At 68.0% G+C, this 14,541-nt stretch carries 12 protein-coding genes; 11 read left to right on the forward strand and 1 reads right to left on the reverse strand.

Translation table 11 applies throughout. The features are described from left to right. Window positions 1-15: 15 nt before the first annotated feature. The 7 genes from F1D05_RS35715 (at window position 16) to F1D05_RS35740 (ending at window position 7,725) form a co-directional block, all read left to right on the forward strand. Window positions 16-783, forward strand: coding sequence for a class I SAM-dependent methyltransferase (locus F1D05_RS35715; protein ID WP_185444668.1), 768 nt, complete (start codon window positions 16-18; stop codon window positions 781-783). 128 nt (window positions 784-911) lie between these two features. Next, on the forward strand, window positions 912-1,649 hold the full coding sequence (gene priA, locus F1D05_RS35720) for a bifunctional 1-(5-phosphoribosyl)-5-((5-phosphoribosylamino)methylideneamino)imidazole-4-carboxamide isomerase/phosphoribosylanthranilate isomerase PriA (RefSeq protein WP_185444669.1): 738 nt from the start codon (window positions 912-914) through the stop codon (window positions 1,647-1,649). Further along, window positions 1,646-2,230, forward strand: coding sequence for an SDR family oxidoreductase (locus tag F1D05_RS41575; RefSeq protein WP_246486245.1), 585 nt, complete (start codon window positions 1,646-1,648; stop codon window positions 2,228-2,230). The genes priA and F1D05_RS41575 overlap by 4 nt, the downstream gene beginning before the upstream one ends. Continuing rightward, window positions 2,193-3,968: an HAD-IB family hydrolase gene (locus tag F1D05_RS35725; protein WP_246486246.1), complete on the forward strand. Its 1,776-nt coding sequence runs from the start codon at window positions 2,193-2,195 to the stop codon at window positions 3,966-3,968. Before F1D05_RS41575 ends, F1D05_RS35725 begins: the two co-directional genes overlap by 38 nt. Next, on the forward strand, window positions 3,965-5,164 hold the full coding sequence (locus tag F1D05_RS35730; RefSeq protein WP_185444670.1) for a zinc-dependent alcohol dehydrogenase: 1,200 nt from the start codon (window positions 3,965-3,967) through the stop codon (window positions 5,162-5,164). Before F1D05_RS35725 ends, F1D05_RS35730 begins: the two co-directional genes overlap by 4 nt. A 48-nt stretch (window positions 5,165-5,212) precedes the next feature. After that, window positions 5,213-6,793, forward strand: coding sequence for a lactate racemase domain-containing protein (locus F1D05_RS35735; RefSeq protein ID WP_185444671.1), 1,581 nt, complete (start codon window positions 5,213-5,215; stop codon window positions 6,791-6,793). After that, entirely contained in the window at window positions 6,793-7,725 is a 933-nt protein-coding gene (locus F1D05_RS35740; protein WP_185444672.1) for a lysophospholipid acyltransferase family protein, read from the forward strand. Before F1D05_RS35735 ends, F1D05_RS35740 begins: the two co-directional genes overlap by 1 nt. Window positions 7,726-7,783: 58 nt before the next feature. Here the strand turns inward: F1D05_RS35740 and F1D05_RS35745 are convergent, their stop codons facing one another. Beyond that, window positions 7,784-8,938 (reverse strand): IS30 family transposase, encoded by a 1,155-nt coding sequence (locus tag F1D05_RS35745; protein ID WP_185449627.1) that lies wholly within the window; start codon window positions 8,936-8,938, stop codon window positions 7,784-7,786. Window positions 8,939-9,392: 454 nt separating this feature from the next. Between F1D05_RS35745 and F1D05_RS35750 the strand changes: the two genes are divergently transcribed. From F1D05_RS35750 to F1D05_RS35765, 4 genes are all read left to right on the forward strand, one after another. Further along, window positions 9,393-9,755 (forward strand): hypothetical protein, encoded by a 363-nt coding sequence (locus tag F1D05_RS35750; protein WP_185444673.1) that lies wholly within the window; start codon window positions 9,393-9,395, stop codon window positions 9,753-9,755. Window positions 9,756-9,813: 58 nt separating this feature from the next. After that, entirely contained in the window at window positions 9,814-10,575 is a 762-nt protein-coding gene (hisF, locus tag F1D05_RS35755; protein ID WP_185444674.1) for an imidazole glycerol phosphate synthase subunit HisF, read from the forward strand. A 282-nt stretch (window positions 10,576-10,857) separates the two neighbouring features. Beyond that, window positions 10,858-11,052: a hypothetical protein gene (locus F1D05_RS41580; RefSeq protein WP_246486247.1), complete on the forward strand. Its 195-nt coding sequence runs from the start codon at window positions 10,858-10,860 to the stop codon at window positions 11,050-11,052. A 1,019-nt stretch (window positions 11,053-12,071) separates the two neighbouring features. Then, window positions 12,072-14,522 (forward strand): HNH endonuclease signature motif containing protein, encoded by a 2,451-nt coding sequence (locus tag F1D05_RS35765; protein WP_185444675.1) that lies wholly within the window; start codon window positions 12,072-12,074, stop codon window positions 14,520-14,522. Window positions 14,523-14,541 lie beyond the last annotated feature (19 nt).

The raw sequence follows: 14,541 nt of genomic DNA on the forward strand, positions 1-14,541 counted from the left end.
GCTATCGTCTTGGAGATGGTGAACTACGACGACCGGCTGCACCAGGTGTACGCCGCTGGACGGGGGCTGGAGACGAGCAGCCTGAACGCTTGGATGCAGGCCTTCGCCGATCGGGTGCCGACCGCGCGACCGTTGACCGTGCTGGACCTCGGCAGCGGCATCGGCCGGTTCACTCCTGCCCTCGCCGAGACTTTCGGCGGACCTGTGTACGGCGTGGAGCCGTCAGCCCGGATGCGTGAGATCGCGACCGAGACCGCGTCGCACCCGGCCGTGACGTATCTGGACGGTTCGGCCGAGGCGATCCCGCTGCCGGCCGCGTCCTGCGATTTCGCCTTGCTGTTTTTGTCCTTCCATCACTTCGGCGACAAGTTGCGCGCCCTGCGAGAGCTTGCTCGGGTGGTTCGGCCCGGTGGCATGGTGCTGCTGCGAAGTCAGTTCTCCGATCGGATGCCGGACCTGTACTGGTACCGGTATTTCCCGTCCGCCCGGAAAGTGGACGCGGAGATGTACCTCCCGCTGGACGCGGTCCGCGCCTTGACCGAGCAGGCCGGGCTGACGATTTTGGCTGACCCGACCCTGATCGAGGTCGAGGGCCCGAGCACCGTGCAAGCGTCGTACGAGCGGGTGAAGCACCGGGCATACTCCACCTTCGAGCATCTGCCGGCCGATGAGATGGACTCCGGTTTCGCCGCCTTCGAGCTCGATGCCGAATCCACCCCCGATCGCGAACTGCCGGCTGTCCCCGCCGCGCTGCTGGTGCTGTACCGACCGCTCCGGGATTAAAGCCCGAGTGGTCCGCTCAGCCATAAGACCACTGGCTCGACTGGTATTGCTGCGACAGATCGGATCTCAACGACTCAGCAGGGCAGCGGGTTACGAAACCGTCAGCTCGGCCATCTAGGGTGTGGCCCATGTCAGAGAACCTGGTGCTGCTCCCTGCCGTCGATGTGGCGGATGGGCAGGCCGTCCGGCTGGTGCAGGGCGAGGCCGGCAGCGAGACTTCGTACGGCGACCCGCTGGCCGCCGCGATGGCGTGGCAGGAGGCGGGCGCCGACTGGATCCACCTGGTCGATCTGGACGCCGCCTTCGGCCGTGGCAGCAACCGTGAGTTGCTCGCCGAGGTGACCGGCAAGCTCGACGTACAGGTCGAGTTGTCCGGCGGGATCCGCGACGACGACTCCCTCGAAGCCGCGCTGGCCACCGGTGCGCGCCGGGTCAACATCGGCACCGCCGCCCTGGAGAACCCCCAGTGGTGCGACCGGATCGTGAAGCAGTACGGCGACCGGGTCGCGATCGGGCTCGACGTCCGTGGCCGGACGCTGGCCGCGCGCGGCTGGACCAAGGAGGGCGGCGACCTCTACGAGGTGCTCGAGCGGCTCGAACGGGCCGGTTGCGAGCGGTATGTCGTCACGGACGTGACCAAGGACGGCATGCTCCAGGGGCCCAACCTGGACCTGTACCGCGACCTGTGCGAGCGCACCGACAAGCCGATCGTCGCCTCCGGCGGCGTCTCGAGCCTCGACGACCTGCGCGCCCTGAGCACCCTGGTGAGCAACGGCGTCGAAGGCGTCATCGTCGGCAAGGCCCTGTACGCCGGCGCGTTCACCCTGACCGAGGCACTCGAACTCACCCGTGGAGGCGACAAGTGAGTCTTGCCGACAAGCTGGCAGGCAAGAAGGTCCTGGTCACCGGCGTCACCGGTTTCGTCGGTGAGGCCCTGCTGCACCGGATGATCGGCGAGCTGCCGGACACCACCGTGGTCGCGATCATCCGTCCGAAGGGGTCCCTGAAGGGCACCGACCGGATGGCGCAGATGCTCAAGAAGGACATCTTCAAGCCGTTCTACGGCGAGGGCACCCCGTACGCCGACGCCACCGAGCTGACCGCCGCCCGGGTCGAGGTGGTCGAGGGCGACCTGTCCGACGTACCGGCGTTGCCGCAGGATCTCGACATCGTCGTGCACTGTGCCGGTGACGTCAGCTTCGACCCGCCGATCCACGAGGCGTTCACGACCAACGTGCTCGGGACGAAGAGCCTGCTCGAGCGCATCCTTGAAAGTTCTGCAGCGACCGAGCGTCGTATTCATTACGTCCACATCTCTACCGCTTACACGGCCGGGCCGCCGCCGGGGCGCGATCCCCGAGGCGCCGGTCGAGCACAACGTCGACTGGCGGGCCGAGGCCGAGGCCGGGATGGCGATGAAGGCGCGGGTCGAGGAGACCTCCCGTAGCGCCGCGATGCTGGTGAAGTTCCGCAAGGACTCGGAGAAGCTGCACCGCCGGGCCGGTCACCTGACCGCAGCGGCCGACACCGAGCGCCGGCGGACGGAATGGGTCGCGAAGAAGCTGATCGAAACCGGCACCGAGCGGGCCCGCAGCCTCGGCTGGACCGACTGCTACACGTTCACGAAGGCGCTCGGCGAGCGGGTGGTGGAGGAGTTCGCCGCCCAGCTGCCGACCTCGATCGTGCGGCCGGCGATCATCGAGTCCGCGGTGCAGAGCCCGTTCCCGGGCTGGATCGAAGGCTTCAAGATGGCCGAGCCGCTGATCCTGGCCTACGGCCGCGGCGAGCTGCCCGAGTTCCCGGCCAGCCCGGACTCGGTGGTGGAGATCATCCCGGTCGACCACGTGGTCGGCGCGATCTGCGCGGTGATGGCGACCGAGCCCGAGCTGAACAAACCGGAGTACTACCACGTCAGCTCCGGCGCCCGGAACCCGCTGACCTTCGAGCAGCTGTACGCCGGCGTCCGGGCCTACTTCTCCAAGCACCCGTTCGACCTGGGCGAGCGCGGCGCGGTCCGGCTGCCGGTCTGGAAGTTCCCCGGCGGCGACTCGGTCGAGAGCATGCTGCGGTACGGCGAGAAGGCGCACAAGATCGCCGACCGGATCATCACGACGGTGCCGAGGAGCGAGCGCGTCCGCAAGTACGCGCGCGAGCTCGACGTACAGAAGCGCCGCCTCGACTTCCTGCGCCGCTACATGGACCTGTACTCCGAGTACGCGCAGGCCGAGTTGCAGTTCATCGACGACAACGTGCTCGCTCTGCACAACGCCCTCGAGGGAGACGACCGGGAGAAGTTCTGGTGCGACACCTCGATCGTGGACTGGCAGCACTACCTGCAAGAGGTGCACTGCCCGAGCGTGACGGATTCGCTGCGCCGGCTGGACGTCGTACGAAAGAAGCGGAACAAGGCGCTGGCCGAGTCCGCGGGCACCTTGAAGAAGGTGACGCCGTCCGACGACGCCGAGATCATCGCCGCGTTCGACATGGACGGCACGCTGCTGTCGTCGAACGTGATCGAGACCTACCTGTGGATGCGGCTGCCCGAGCTGGACAGCCACCAGCGGGTCGGTGAGATCGGCGCGATGCTGCGCAAGCTGCCGAAGCTGATCTCGGCCGAGCGCAAGGATCGCGGCACCTTCCTGCGGACGATCTACCGCCGCTACGAGGGCGCCGACCTGGAAGAGCTGAACCGGATCGTCGACGAGGTGCTGGCCGAGCACGTGCTCGAGCGCCTCAGCGGCGACGCCGTCCGGCGGATCCGCGAGCACAAGGCGGCCGGCCACCGGACCATCCTGATCACCGGCGCGATCCGGCCTTTGACCAGGCCGCTGGAGCCGTTGTTCGACGAGATCATCGCGGCCGAGCTGGCCGTCGACGATCGCGGTCGCTGCACCGGGTTCCTGTCCGGACCGCCGCTCGTCGGTGAGTCGCGGGCGGCCTGGATCAAGAACCGGGCCCGCGGCACGAACATCGACCTGTCGAAGTCCTACGCGTACGCCGACAGCCACTCGGATCTGCCGATGCTGGCGACCGTCGGCAACCCGGTCGCGGTCTCGCCGGACGTCTCGCTGTTCCGGGCCGCCCGGGCCGCGCGCTGGCAGATCGTCGACTGGAAGACCCCGGCCACTTCCTCGCGACTGGAGATCCCCGGAGTGCAGCGCTTTTCTGGAGGGATGGCCCGATGATGCTCGCACTCGAGATGTACCGCTCGCCGGCCAAGTTCCTGGCCGCCAAGGCGGTCGGCGGCCGGATCCCCGGCATCCTGACCGGACCGGCGGCCCCGCTGCGACTCGTCACGATCAACGAGCCGAAGTCGGACAAGGACGGCTGGGCGCGGATCCGGCCGATCCTGTCCGGCATCTGCGGCTCGGACCTCGGCATGGTCACCAGCCACACCAAGCTGTACTTCTCGGCGCTGGTGTCGCTGCCGTTCGTGCCGGGACACGAGGTCGTCGGCGAGCTGCTCGAGGACTGCGAGGACCTGCCCAAGGGCACCCGCGTGGTGATGGACTCGGTTCTCACCTGCGCCGCCCGTGGCGTCGAGCCCTGCGACGGCTGCTCCTCGGGTCACACCAACCTGTGTGACCGGATCACCGTCGGCCACGTCGCGCCCGGACTCCAGACCGGATTCTGCTCCGACACCGGCGGTGGCTGGGGCAACGTGATGGTCGCCCATCGCAGCCAGCTGTACGCCGTACCGGAAGGGCTTTCTGACGAGCGGGCCGTGCTGACCGAGCCGCTGGCGGGCGCGGTGCACACCGCGCTGCGGGCGAAGGTCGAGCCCGGCCAGTCCGTTCTGGTCAGCGGCGCCGGCGCGGTCGGGCTGTTCGCGACCCTGGCGCTGCGCGAGCTGACTCAGGCCGGCCGCATCACCGTCGTCGCCAAGCACCCCAAGCAGCGTGAGCTGGCCCGGGCGTTCGGCGCCAGCGACGTGGTCGCGCCCGACGAGGTCTTCCGCGGCGTCCGCCGGGCCACCGGCGCCTTCCGGCTGAAGCCGGACCTGAACGCCAAGGAGTTCCTGCTCGGCGGTGTCGACGTCGCCGTCGACGCGGTCGGCAGCAAGGACTCCATCGACACCGTGCTGCGGGTCACCAAGGCCGGTGGCCGGGTGGTCCTGGCCGGTATGCCGTCGACCGGCGCGGACCTGTCGCCGGTGTGGTTCCGCGAGCTGGAGCTGACCGGCACGTACGCGTCCTCGCGGGTAGAGCCGAACGACCGGCCCGCCTTCGAGACCGCGCTGGAACTCGCCGCGACCGCCCCGCTGGACGGGATCGTCGGGGCGCGCTATCCGCTCTACCGGTGGCGTGAGGCGCTGGACCACGCGCAGTCCGCCGGCCGGTTGGGAACCGTCAAGGTCGCCTTTGATGTGAGGGCCTCATGAGGGCACTGCTCGATGGGCTGTTGAACGTACGACGAGAGAGGTTCTGACATGTCTCGGCCAGGGTTTGTGCTTGAGGTGGACGACCGGACGCCGCCGCTGCTCGTGCACAACGGTGAGGGATTCCTGCTGGAGCGCTTCCCGCTCGGCACCCGGGTGGTGTACCCGCCGGAGGCGCTGCCGGCGGTGCGCGACGTGGAGGAGGCGATCCAGAACGCGTTGCTGAACCCGATCGACTCCGAGCCGCTGCCGGAGCTGCTGCGGCCGGGGATGCGGCTGACGATCGCCTTCGACGACATCTCGCTGCCGCTGCCGCCGATGAAGAAGCCGGACATCCGCCAGCGGGTGATCGAGGCCGTGCTGACGATGGCCGCCGACGCCGGGGTCGACGACGTCGAGCTTATCTCTGCGAACGCGCTGCACCGCCGGCTCACCGCGAACGAGCTGCGCGACATCGTCGGCGAGCGGGTCTTCCGGTCGTTCTACCCCGACGGCAAGCTCTACAACTTCGACGCCGAGGACGCCGCGAACCTGACCCACCTGGGCCAGACCAAGCACGGCGAGGATGTCGAGATCTCCAAGCGGGCGGCCGAGTCCGACCTGCTGGTCTACGTGAACGTGAACCTGGTGGCGATGGACGGCGGCCACAAGTCGACGTCGATCGGGCTGGCGTCGTACAAGTCGCTGAAGCACCACCACAACAGCCACACGATGATCCACTCGCGGTCCTTCATGGACCACAAGGCCTCGAAGATGCACCACTCCGCCTGGCGGATGGGCGAGGTGCTGACCCAGCACGTCAAGGTCTTCCAGATCGAGACCACGCTGAACAACGACATCTTCGGCGGGCCGCTGGAGTTCCTGCAGAAGCGCGAGTGGGAGTGGTCGATCAAGGACCAGGCCTCGATGCTCAGCGCCAAGCGTGGCCTCGCGCTCGCGCCGGCGAAGATGCGGCGCAAGATCTTCCAGGACGTGCGGGCGAACTACGGCCTGACCGGGATCAACGCCGGCGCGATCGAGCCGGTGCACGAGAAGACGATCGAGGCCGTGCACCGTCAGCACCTGGTCGAGGTGCAGGGGCAGTCCGACGTCGCGATCATGGGCGTGCCGTTCGTCGGCCCGTACAACGTGAACTCGGTGATGAACCCGATCCTGGCCGCCTGCATGGGACTGGGCTACTACTTCAACTCCTACCGGGGCAACCCGATCGTCCGCAAGGACGGCGCGGTGATCCTGTACCACCCGGTGGACTACGAGTTCAGCCAGCTGCACCACCCGTCGTACGTGGACTTCTTCGAGGAGGTGCTGTCGGAGTCGACCGATCCGGCCACCATCGAGGCGAAGTTCGAGAAGCAGTACGCCGAGGACCCGTGGTACATCCACCTGTACCGGACCTCGAACGCGTACCACGGCGTGCACCCGTTCTACATGTGGTATTGGATCAGCCACGCGCTGGACCACTGCGGCGACATCGTCTGGGTCGGCGCGAACCGCAAGACGGTCGAGCGGATGGGCTTCCGGTCCGCCTCGACGCTGCAGGACGCGCTGGAGATGGTGAGCCACTCGGTCGGCCGGTCGCCGTCGATCACCTACCTGCACAACCCGCCGCACCTGCTCGCGGACGTCCGCTGATGGGTACCGGCCTGGTGAAGTTCGGCCGGGAGACCGTGCGCGACGTCAAGGTCGTCGCGCGTGGCTGGCGCTGGGGTCGTCGCCCGCAGGTGCCGCGGTCGGCCGAGCCGTTCGTGGTGCCGAAGGAGACCTCGGTCTTCCCGACCAGGTGGGCCCGTACGCCGGCGGCGATCGCGGTTCGCGAGGTGCTGCTGAAGGGCGCGCTCAACTCGGTCATGCGGTTCGAGGTGAGCCCGCAGGTGAGCGGGCTGGACTCGCTGACCAAGGTGCACGGCCCGGCGGTCATCGTGGCGAACCACTCGTCGCACCTGGACACGCCGCTGGTGCTCTGCACGCTGCCGGACGCGATGCGCCGCAAGACGGCTGTCGCTGCCGCGGCCGACTACTTCTTCGACACGTGGTGGCGGGCGACAGCCTCGGCGATCATGTTCAACACGTTCCCGATCGAGCGCCGTGGCGGCAAGCTCAGCCAGACTCCGGGCGACCTGCTCAAGGACGGCTGGAACGTCGTGGTCTTCCCCGAAGGCACCCGGTCGCCTGACGGGTGGATGGAACGGTTCCGGATGGGCGCCGCGTACATCGCCGTCGAGGCCGGCGTACCGGTGATTCCTGTTGGCATCAAGGGTTCCTTCGCCGCGATGCCACGCGGTCGCGGCTGGCCCGTGCCCGGGCGGCCGGCGGTCGCAGTACGGTACGGCGATCCGCTCTACCCGGCTGAGGGGGAGAGCCCGCGCGACTTCGCGCCGCGCATCTCCGCCGCGGTCTCGGCCCTGCTCGACGAAGAGGCCAGCACGTGGTGGGAGGCCCGCCGCCGGGTCGCCTCGGGTACTTCGCCGTCGCAGTCCGGGCCCGACGCAGCCCGCTGGCGCCGGGTGTGGGAATCCACCACTCCAGTGAAGCCGGCCGGCTCCAAGCGCCGCGCCTGGAAGTAGCCGCCGAGCCCCCGCAGCTTGGCGGTTTCTAGGGGTCGTTGCAACACCGTGTTGGTTTCTAGGTAGTGAGTAGATCACGTAAGCGCTCGGCTGGGGTGTCCCAGCCGAGCGTTTTGCGTGGTCGTTGGTTGAGTTCTTGGGCGACGTGTTCGAGGTCTTCGGGTCCGTGGACGGACAGGTCGGTGCCTTTGGGGAAGTACTGGCGGAGCAGCCCGTTGGTGTTCTCGTTGGTGCCGCGCTGCCAGGGCGAGTGCGGGTCGCAGAAGTAGACGGCCATGTCGGTAGCGATGGAGAACTGTTTGTGGCGCGCCATCTCGCAGCCTTGGTCCCAGGTCAGTGAACCGCGCAGATGCTCGGGCAGGGTCTGCATCGCTTTGATGAGGCCGTCACGGACCGGTTCGGCCTCGTGGCTGCCGGGCAGGTGAACCAGCAGCGTGTAGCGGGTAGTGCGTTCGACCAGGGTCGCGATCGCGGACCGGTTGCCCTCGCCCATGATCAGGTCGCCTTCCCAGTGACCAGGGACCGCGCGGTCTTCGACCTCGGCAGGGCGCTCAGAGATCATGATCATCTCGTCGACGAACCGGTGCTGGCGCTGGCCTGGTTGGCGTTGGGGTTTGCGGCGGGTCCGGCCGGTCCGCAACGCTGTCTGAACTTCGCGTTTCAGGCCGCCGCGGGCCTGGAAGTAGAGCGCCTGGTAGATCGTTTCGTGGCTCACACGCATGCTCTCGTCGTCGGGGAAGTCTTTGACGAGCCTGTGCGAGATCTGTTCTGGTGACAACTTCGTCTCCAAGCCCTGCTCGACCCGCTCCCGTAGTACCGGATCAACGGCCAGCTTGGAGGTCTTGGGCCGGGCCCTGGCCGACGCGGCGTCACGGTGGGCCTGGTGCGGCAGGTAGATGCCCTCGACGCTGTGCGCGCGGATCTCGCGGCAGATCGTGGACTTGTGCTTGCCGATACCGGCCGCGATCGCGGTCAACGTGTGCTTGTTGACCAGCCCGTCAGCGATCGCCAGCCGATCGTCCAACGACAGGTAACGGTCACTGATCACAGCATCAGCCGGTCGGGTCATGGAAATGAAGTACCGGGTTCCGGTGCCGTAGTCCACGACCATCCCATCCGGACGGACCCGTGTGTTGCCCACCTTGCGGACCCCTCGACGCCAGTCCCGCCCGGTGCGCACGTTCACGCCCACCTCGCCGGCCGCACGAGTGATCGACCAGCCCGCCTCAACCAGCTCTGCGAACCGCGCCTTGGCCCGCGCCTTGCCATACCCAGCCTTCGCCGCGCCGACCAGCCCGGCCGCGACCAGGATCCGCCGGGCAGCGTCATGACTCAACCCGCCGGCGATCGCGGCCCGGTTGATACTCCCCGACCGGCCGAACACCGCCACCACCTGGCCACGCAACTCCTCGGTGATCACGGTCTTCCTGCCCCGTCCACGCCCCAGAGCCCGCAACATCTCATACCCACGACCACGCGTGATCTCCAACGACCCACACGCCGCAGCTACTCCCACACCCGCATCCACCAACCGCGACAACGCCTCACCGTGACGCTCAAGGTCCTCCACAAACAACATGGCCGCCGCAACTCCTCAGATCGAGGTGTTGCGACGACCACGTGAACCCGCCCTTTCCTGCGGGGGCTCTCGCGTAGTCTGCGCGCTCGTGAATGAGCACCCTGGGACGATCGTGTTCCGTCCGAGTTTCCGCGGTGCCGCCAGGCAGCTCGGGCTGCTCGGCGGCCTGTACGTCGTCCTCGCAGTCGCGCTCTGCGTCTCGCTGAGCTTCTGGGTCTTCCGGCCGGTCTTCGCGGTGGTGGCTTTCATCGTGATCATCGCGGTGAGCACGTGGGCGTTCGCCCGGACCTTCCGGGGACAACGATCTGATGGCAGCGCTGGCCGACGAGCGGGTCCGGCCCGAGCACTACAAGGCGGTGAGCTCGTTCGAGATCATCCGCGATTTCGGGGCCGACCCGGCGGTCCGGCGGCGGCCGGGATCATGATCGCCTGGCCGCTGATCCGTCCGTAGTACGGATGCTGCCCCCTGCCTGCGCTGATCGGCTCCGGCGGCTCGGTACCCTTTCCCCGTGAGCCTCGCCGTACGAGTCATCCCCTGCCTTGATGTCGATGCCGGCCGGGTGGTCAAGGGCGTCAACTTCGCCGACCTGCGTGACGCCGGTGACCCGGTCGAGATGGCCCAGCTGTACGACGCCGAGGGCGCCGACGAGCTGACCTTCCTCGACATCACTGCCTCGTCGGGTTCGCGCGAGACGACGTACGACGTGGTCGGGCGGACCGCCGAGCAGGTGTTCATCCCGCTCACGGTCGGCGGTGGTGTCCGGGAAGCGGCGGACGTCGACCGGCTGCTGCGCGCTGGTGCCGACAAGGTGGGCATCAATACCGGCGCGATCGCGCGGCCGGCCGTGATCGAGGAGATCGCGCACCGGTTCGGCAATCAGGTGCTGGTTCTTTCCCTCGACGTACGGCGTGCCGCCGACCAGCCGAGCGGCTTCGAGGTGACCACCCACGGTGGCCGCAAATCGGCCGGGCTGGACGCGATCGAGTGGGCCCGGAAGGGCTGGGAGCTCGGCGCGGGGGAGATCCTGCTGAACTCGATGGATGCCGACGGCACCAAACAGGGCTTCGACCTGGAACTCATCCGCGCCGTCCGCGCGGTCGTCGACATCCCGCTCATCGCCAGCGGGGGAGCGGGCCTGCCCGAACACTTCCCGCCCGCGGTCGAAGCCGGCGCCGACGCCGTCCTGGCCGCCAGCGTCTTCCACTTCGGAGACCTCCGGATCGCCGACGTGAAGAAGGCGCTCCGCGACGCCGGCATCGTGGTCCGGTGAGCGACATCGTGGCCGAGCGCCCTGACCAGACCAGCTCTGATTTGCTGGCCGGCGTCGAGCACGAGCTCTCCACCCTCTTCCGCCGTGCCCGCTCTTCCCAGATGCTGCTGGCGCGCCGGGTCCACCCGGAGATGGACGCGGCCGGCTACGCCCTGATTTCCCAGATAGAGCTCGGTACTGCGAGCGGCGGCCCGGGCGTCCGCGCCTCGGACGTAGCCCAGGCCCTCGGCCTCGACAAGTCCACCGTCTCCCGCGGGCCTCACCCAACTCGAGTCCATCGGCATGATCGAACGGGTCGAAGACCCCGACGACGGCCGAGCCCGCCTACTCCGCATGACCGCCGCCGGCGCAGCAGGATTCGGCGCTATGCGAACCCAACGCCAAGCAGAGTTCCACGCCATCCTCGCCCGCTGGGATGCCCCCGACCTGGCAGCTTTGGCCAACCTCCTCTCCCGCCTAAACTCCGACCTCAGCTAACAGCCCTGCCTCGCACCTCCTGCGTCAACTGCTCGACCACCCGCCCCAGGACGCCGCTCCTGCGTCGCGGCTCGGTGAGTGCGAGATGGTTGGGCGACTCCCGCTGGGTGAGGCACTATCTTGCGTGTGGTGGGCTGGCTGGTGCGAGTTGGAGTATGTCGACCTGCTTCGCGCTTCATGCGTCAGCGCTCGTCCCACCTACCCCGGATTCGCCGCTCCTGCGGCTCGGTGACTGCGAGGTGGTTGCGGGGGACTCGCGCTGGGTGAAGGGACCACCTTGCGTGTGGAACGTTGGCAGGTGGGGTGGGTACGTCGGCCGGCTTCGCGCTTCCTGCGTCAGCGCTCGTTCCACCGCCCCGGGGTTCGCCGCTCCTTCGTCGCGGCTGGAACGTGCGGTTGATGCATCTGGTTCGAAGGTGCGGGTAGTCGGTTCGTGCTGGGTTTATGGGCTGCGAAGGACGAGTGGCGCGCGTGCTCTGAGTTCGTGGGTGCGAAGAACTCTGGTTCGCGTCCCCGGGCTGCCTGATGGTGCTGGTCGCGGTGATGGGCGTCAAGAGCGCCTTCGGCGTCCCTGCGGGACCGAGCAAGCTCGGCTCTTGACTCCCACCACCGCGACCAGGGAAGACCGCAGCTATCCCGGAGCCGCTGACCGGTGTGGCGACATGTGGAAGTGGTGGATCAGGCGCGCCCCGGTCGGCGAGGTATGTCGTCGGCCCGATTGGGGCGATACCGGGCGGGTTTATCCGGCCGAAGGAGGATCTGGAGGAGGCGGCGCGGGGAGAGTGGCTTTGACATGTGATCGGTGTGCCGAATACGGGTCAGTTGGTCCGGGTGGGGAAAGGTGCGCCGACCAGCAAGGTCTCTCGGCGAGGTTCAACAGGTGTATCAGCGCTTGCTGGATCGGGCCCGCTCTGTGGTTTGCGGGAGTGTCTGTTTCGCCTTGCAGGGTTGAGGGTCTGGTCATCCACAGCCTCCTGCAGGATTGGTGTCGGTCGGCAATCAGGACTATAATCGCCAGTATGTTCGATAGTCCCGCAGAGGTAATGGATGCGTTGACCGCAGTGGTCGACGCGGATATTGCCGTGCTGGACGCGGATGGTCTGCTGGACCAGTTGGCGAAGATCCAGCAGTTGGAGTCGGTGCTGGCGGCGAAGAAGGCCGAGAGGATGGTCGGACTCCACCACGCACTGGCAGGAACCTCAGCTGATCTAGGGCACGAGTCCCCACGTCCAGGTGACCGCGCCGCCCGGCCGTCCGAGCGGCGCTGGTCAGGTGATGTGCTGCGGTCAGTCTCCGACGAAATCGCCCTGGTCATGGGCGCCCACCGCAAAACCGCCGCCCGCTGGCTGAATCGCGCCGCAGTCCTGGTCGAACGGTTCCCCGCAACACTCGCCGTCCTGAGTGCTGGTGATATCCCCGCCGCCGCAGCACAACACATCGCCCACGAACTGGCAGTCATCGCCGACGACGACCTCCGCGCCGGCGTCGAGAAGGTCGTGCTCGCCTGGGGCCGACGCTACGGCTGGGCCCGGATCAAGAGAACCGCCCAACGCGAAGCAGCGAAGGTACTCGCCGAGTACGAATCGCTCCTGCACGCACAACGCCAAGACGAACGCACCACCTACACCGTGTCCCACGACGGCGGCATGGCCGACCTGGTCGTCTCCACCTCAGCCATCGACATCACCGCCATCATGGCCGCCCTCACCGCCCGCTGCCTCGAACTACAACGCAACGGAGACCCCCGCAACCTCAACCAACTCCGCACCGACCTCGCCATAAACCGCCTCCTGGGCCACGACCAAACCACCAACACCAGCAACAACCCCGAGCACCCCGGCAATCCGGAGTCGCACCCCGGGGCCAGCCCCGCTGAGCCGCGCCCCGAGGCCACACCAGAGCACGTCAGCCGCTCCGAGCCGCGCCGGGAGGCGACACCAGAGCACGTCAGCCGCTCCGAGCCGCGCCCCGAGGCCACCCCTAAGCACCACGGTGGCAGCCAGTCGCGTCCCGAGCATGCCGCAGGTGATCCGGCGGCGACCGACAACCAGTCTGCGGATGTTGTGGCCGCTTCGGATGCTGGTACCACGCCTTCGCCGGACGTTGCATCTTCCCCGGACGCCCCGTCCCCCCGAGACGCTGGACCCTTCCGAGATGCTGCGGCCAGCCTGGAGGCTGCAGCACGCGCGGATGCCGATGCCGATCCGGCTACCGGCGCCGACCTGGATGCCGAGAGCATGTCGGGTACCGAGACCGGCTCGGGTTCTGAAAGCACCATGGATGCAGGGACAGCTACCGTCGCGGTGCCAACACCAGCCACGGTGACGACACCAGCCACGGTGACGACACCAGCCACGGTGACGACACCAGCCACGGTGACGACACCAGCCACGGTGACGATGCCCTGTGCGAGTGGGAATGCTTCGGGTGTGGCGTCGGTGTTGCCGGAATCGGGGTTGAATCCGGCGGTAGGAGTGCAGGTGGTGATTCATTGCACCTACGCCGAGGCCGAAGCGCTCGCGACCGGAGCGATCTGCACCGGCGGCGAACTCGAAGGCTACGGAACCCTGCCCCAAGACGCGCTCGCGATGGCCTTCACCCGCGCCAAGTTCAGATACAGGTTGACCGACCGGTCCCCGAAATCTGATCCCGCCCGGTACACGCCGAGTCCGGGACTGGATCAGCATGTCCGCGACCGGGATCAGCGCTGCCGGTTCCCCGGGTGCACCGCGCGGATCAAGTCCTGCGACCTCGATCATCGGGTTCCGTTCCCCGAAGGGCGTACTGACGCGGACAACCTGGAAGGGTTCTGCCGGCATCACCACCGCCTCAAGCATCACGGCGACTGGCAGGTGTTCAACACCGACACCGGATGCCTGATCTTCATCAGCCCCACCGGCCCGCGCCTACCTCGACCCACCAGCGATGCCCCAAGCCGCCTGAGATTCTCTGCACACCAGGCGCAGGGTCACGCCCGACGCTGCCCCAGGCAGCCCGACGCAGCCCGACGCAGCCCGACGCAGCCGACATGGCCTGACCGCGTCGCAGGCCGGGCACCGCTCATGCCCGGCGCTGCCGGACTCAGCGTCATACCTGACGGTGCAAGACACCGCCTTCTCGTCCGAAGTTTGGCGGCGCGTCACCTCGCGCCCCGAGGTTGTCAGGGACTCATTCAGATGTTTGCCGCCCCAGCCGCCCCAGCCGCCCCAGCCGCCCCAGCCGCCCCAGTTGCCTCAGTTGCCTCAGTTGCCTCAGCCGCCCCGGCTGCCTCGGTCCGTCGCCAGATCCGCGCGGCCGAGGCGTCCCACCGGCGCCCCGGTGTCGACGGAGCGGCTCGATGCCGCTGCCGGGATGGACTGCGCCTCGTCGGGATGGTGTACGACGCGGCGGGGCGGACAACTGAGCAGGATGTCATCCCGCAGACGGACCCAGGCCCCCTGCTCACTTGGCCACTGGAGAGCGGGGACTGAAGTACGCCAGTGCCCGTGC

Origin of the sequence: Kribbella qitaiheensis, from assembly GCF_014217565.1 — a bacterium.
GTDB classification, from domain to species: domain Bacteria; phylum Actinomycetota; class Actinomycetes; order Propionibacteriales; family Kribbellaceae; genus Kribbella; species Kribbella qitaiheensis_A.

Coding starts and splice junctions, on each gene's coding strand:
- F1D05_RS35715 (WP_185444668.1), top strand. CDS start 16: ATGGTGAACTACGACGACCGGCTGCACCAGGTGTACGCCGCTGGACGG.
- priA (WP_185444669.1), top strand. CDS start 912: ATGTCAGAGAACCTGGTGCTGCTCCCTGCCGTCGATGTGGCGGATGGG.
- F1D05_RS35725 (WP_246486246.1), top strand. CDS start 2,193: ATGGCGATGAAGGCGCGGGTCGAGGAGACCTCCCGTAGCGCCGCGATG.
- F1D05_RS35730 (WP_185444670.1), top strand. CDS start 3,965: ATGATGCTCGCACTCGAGATGTACCGCTCGCCGGCCAAGTTCCTGGCC.
- F1D05_RS35735 (WP_185444671.1), top strand. CDS start 5,213: ATGTCTCGGCCAGGGTTTGTGCTTGAGGTGGACGACCGGACGCCGCCG.
- F1D05_RS35740 (WP_185444672.1), top strand. CDS start 6,793: ATGGGTACCGGCCTGGTGAAGTTCGGCCGGGAGACCGTGCGCGACGTC.
- F1D05_RS41580 (WP_246486247.1), top strand. CDS start 10,858: ATGATCGAACGGGTCGAAGACCCCGACGACGGCCGAGCCCGCCTACTC.
- F1D05_RS35765 (WP_185444675.1), top strand. CDS start 12,072: ATGTTCGATAGTCCCGCAGAGGTAATGGATGCGTTGACCGCAGTGGTC.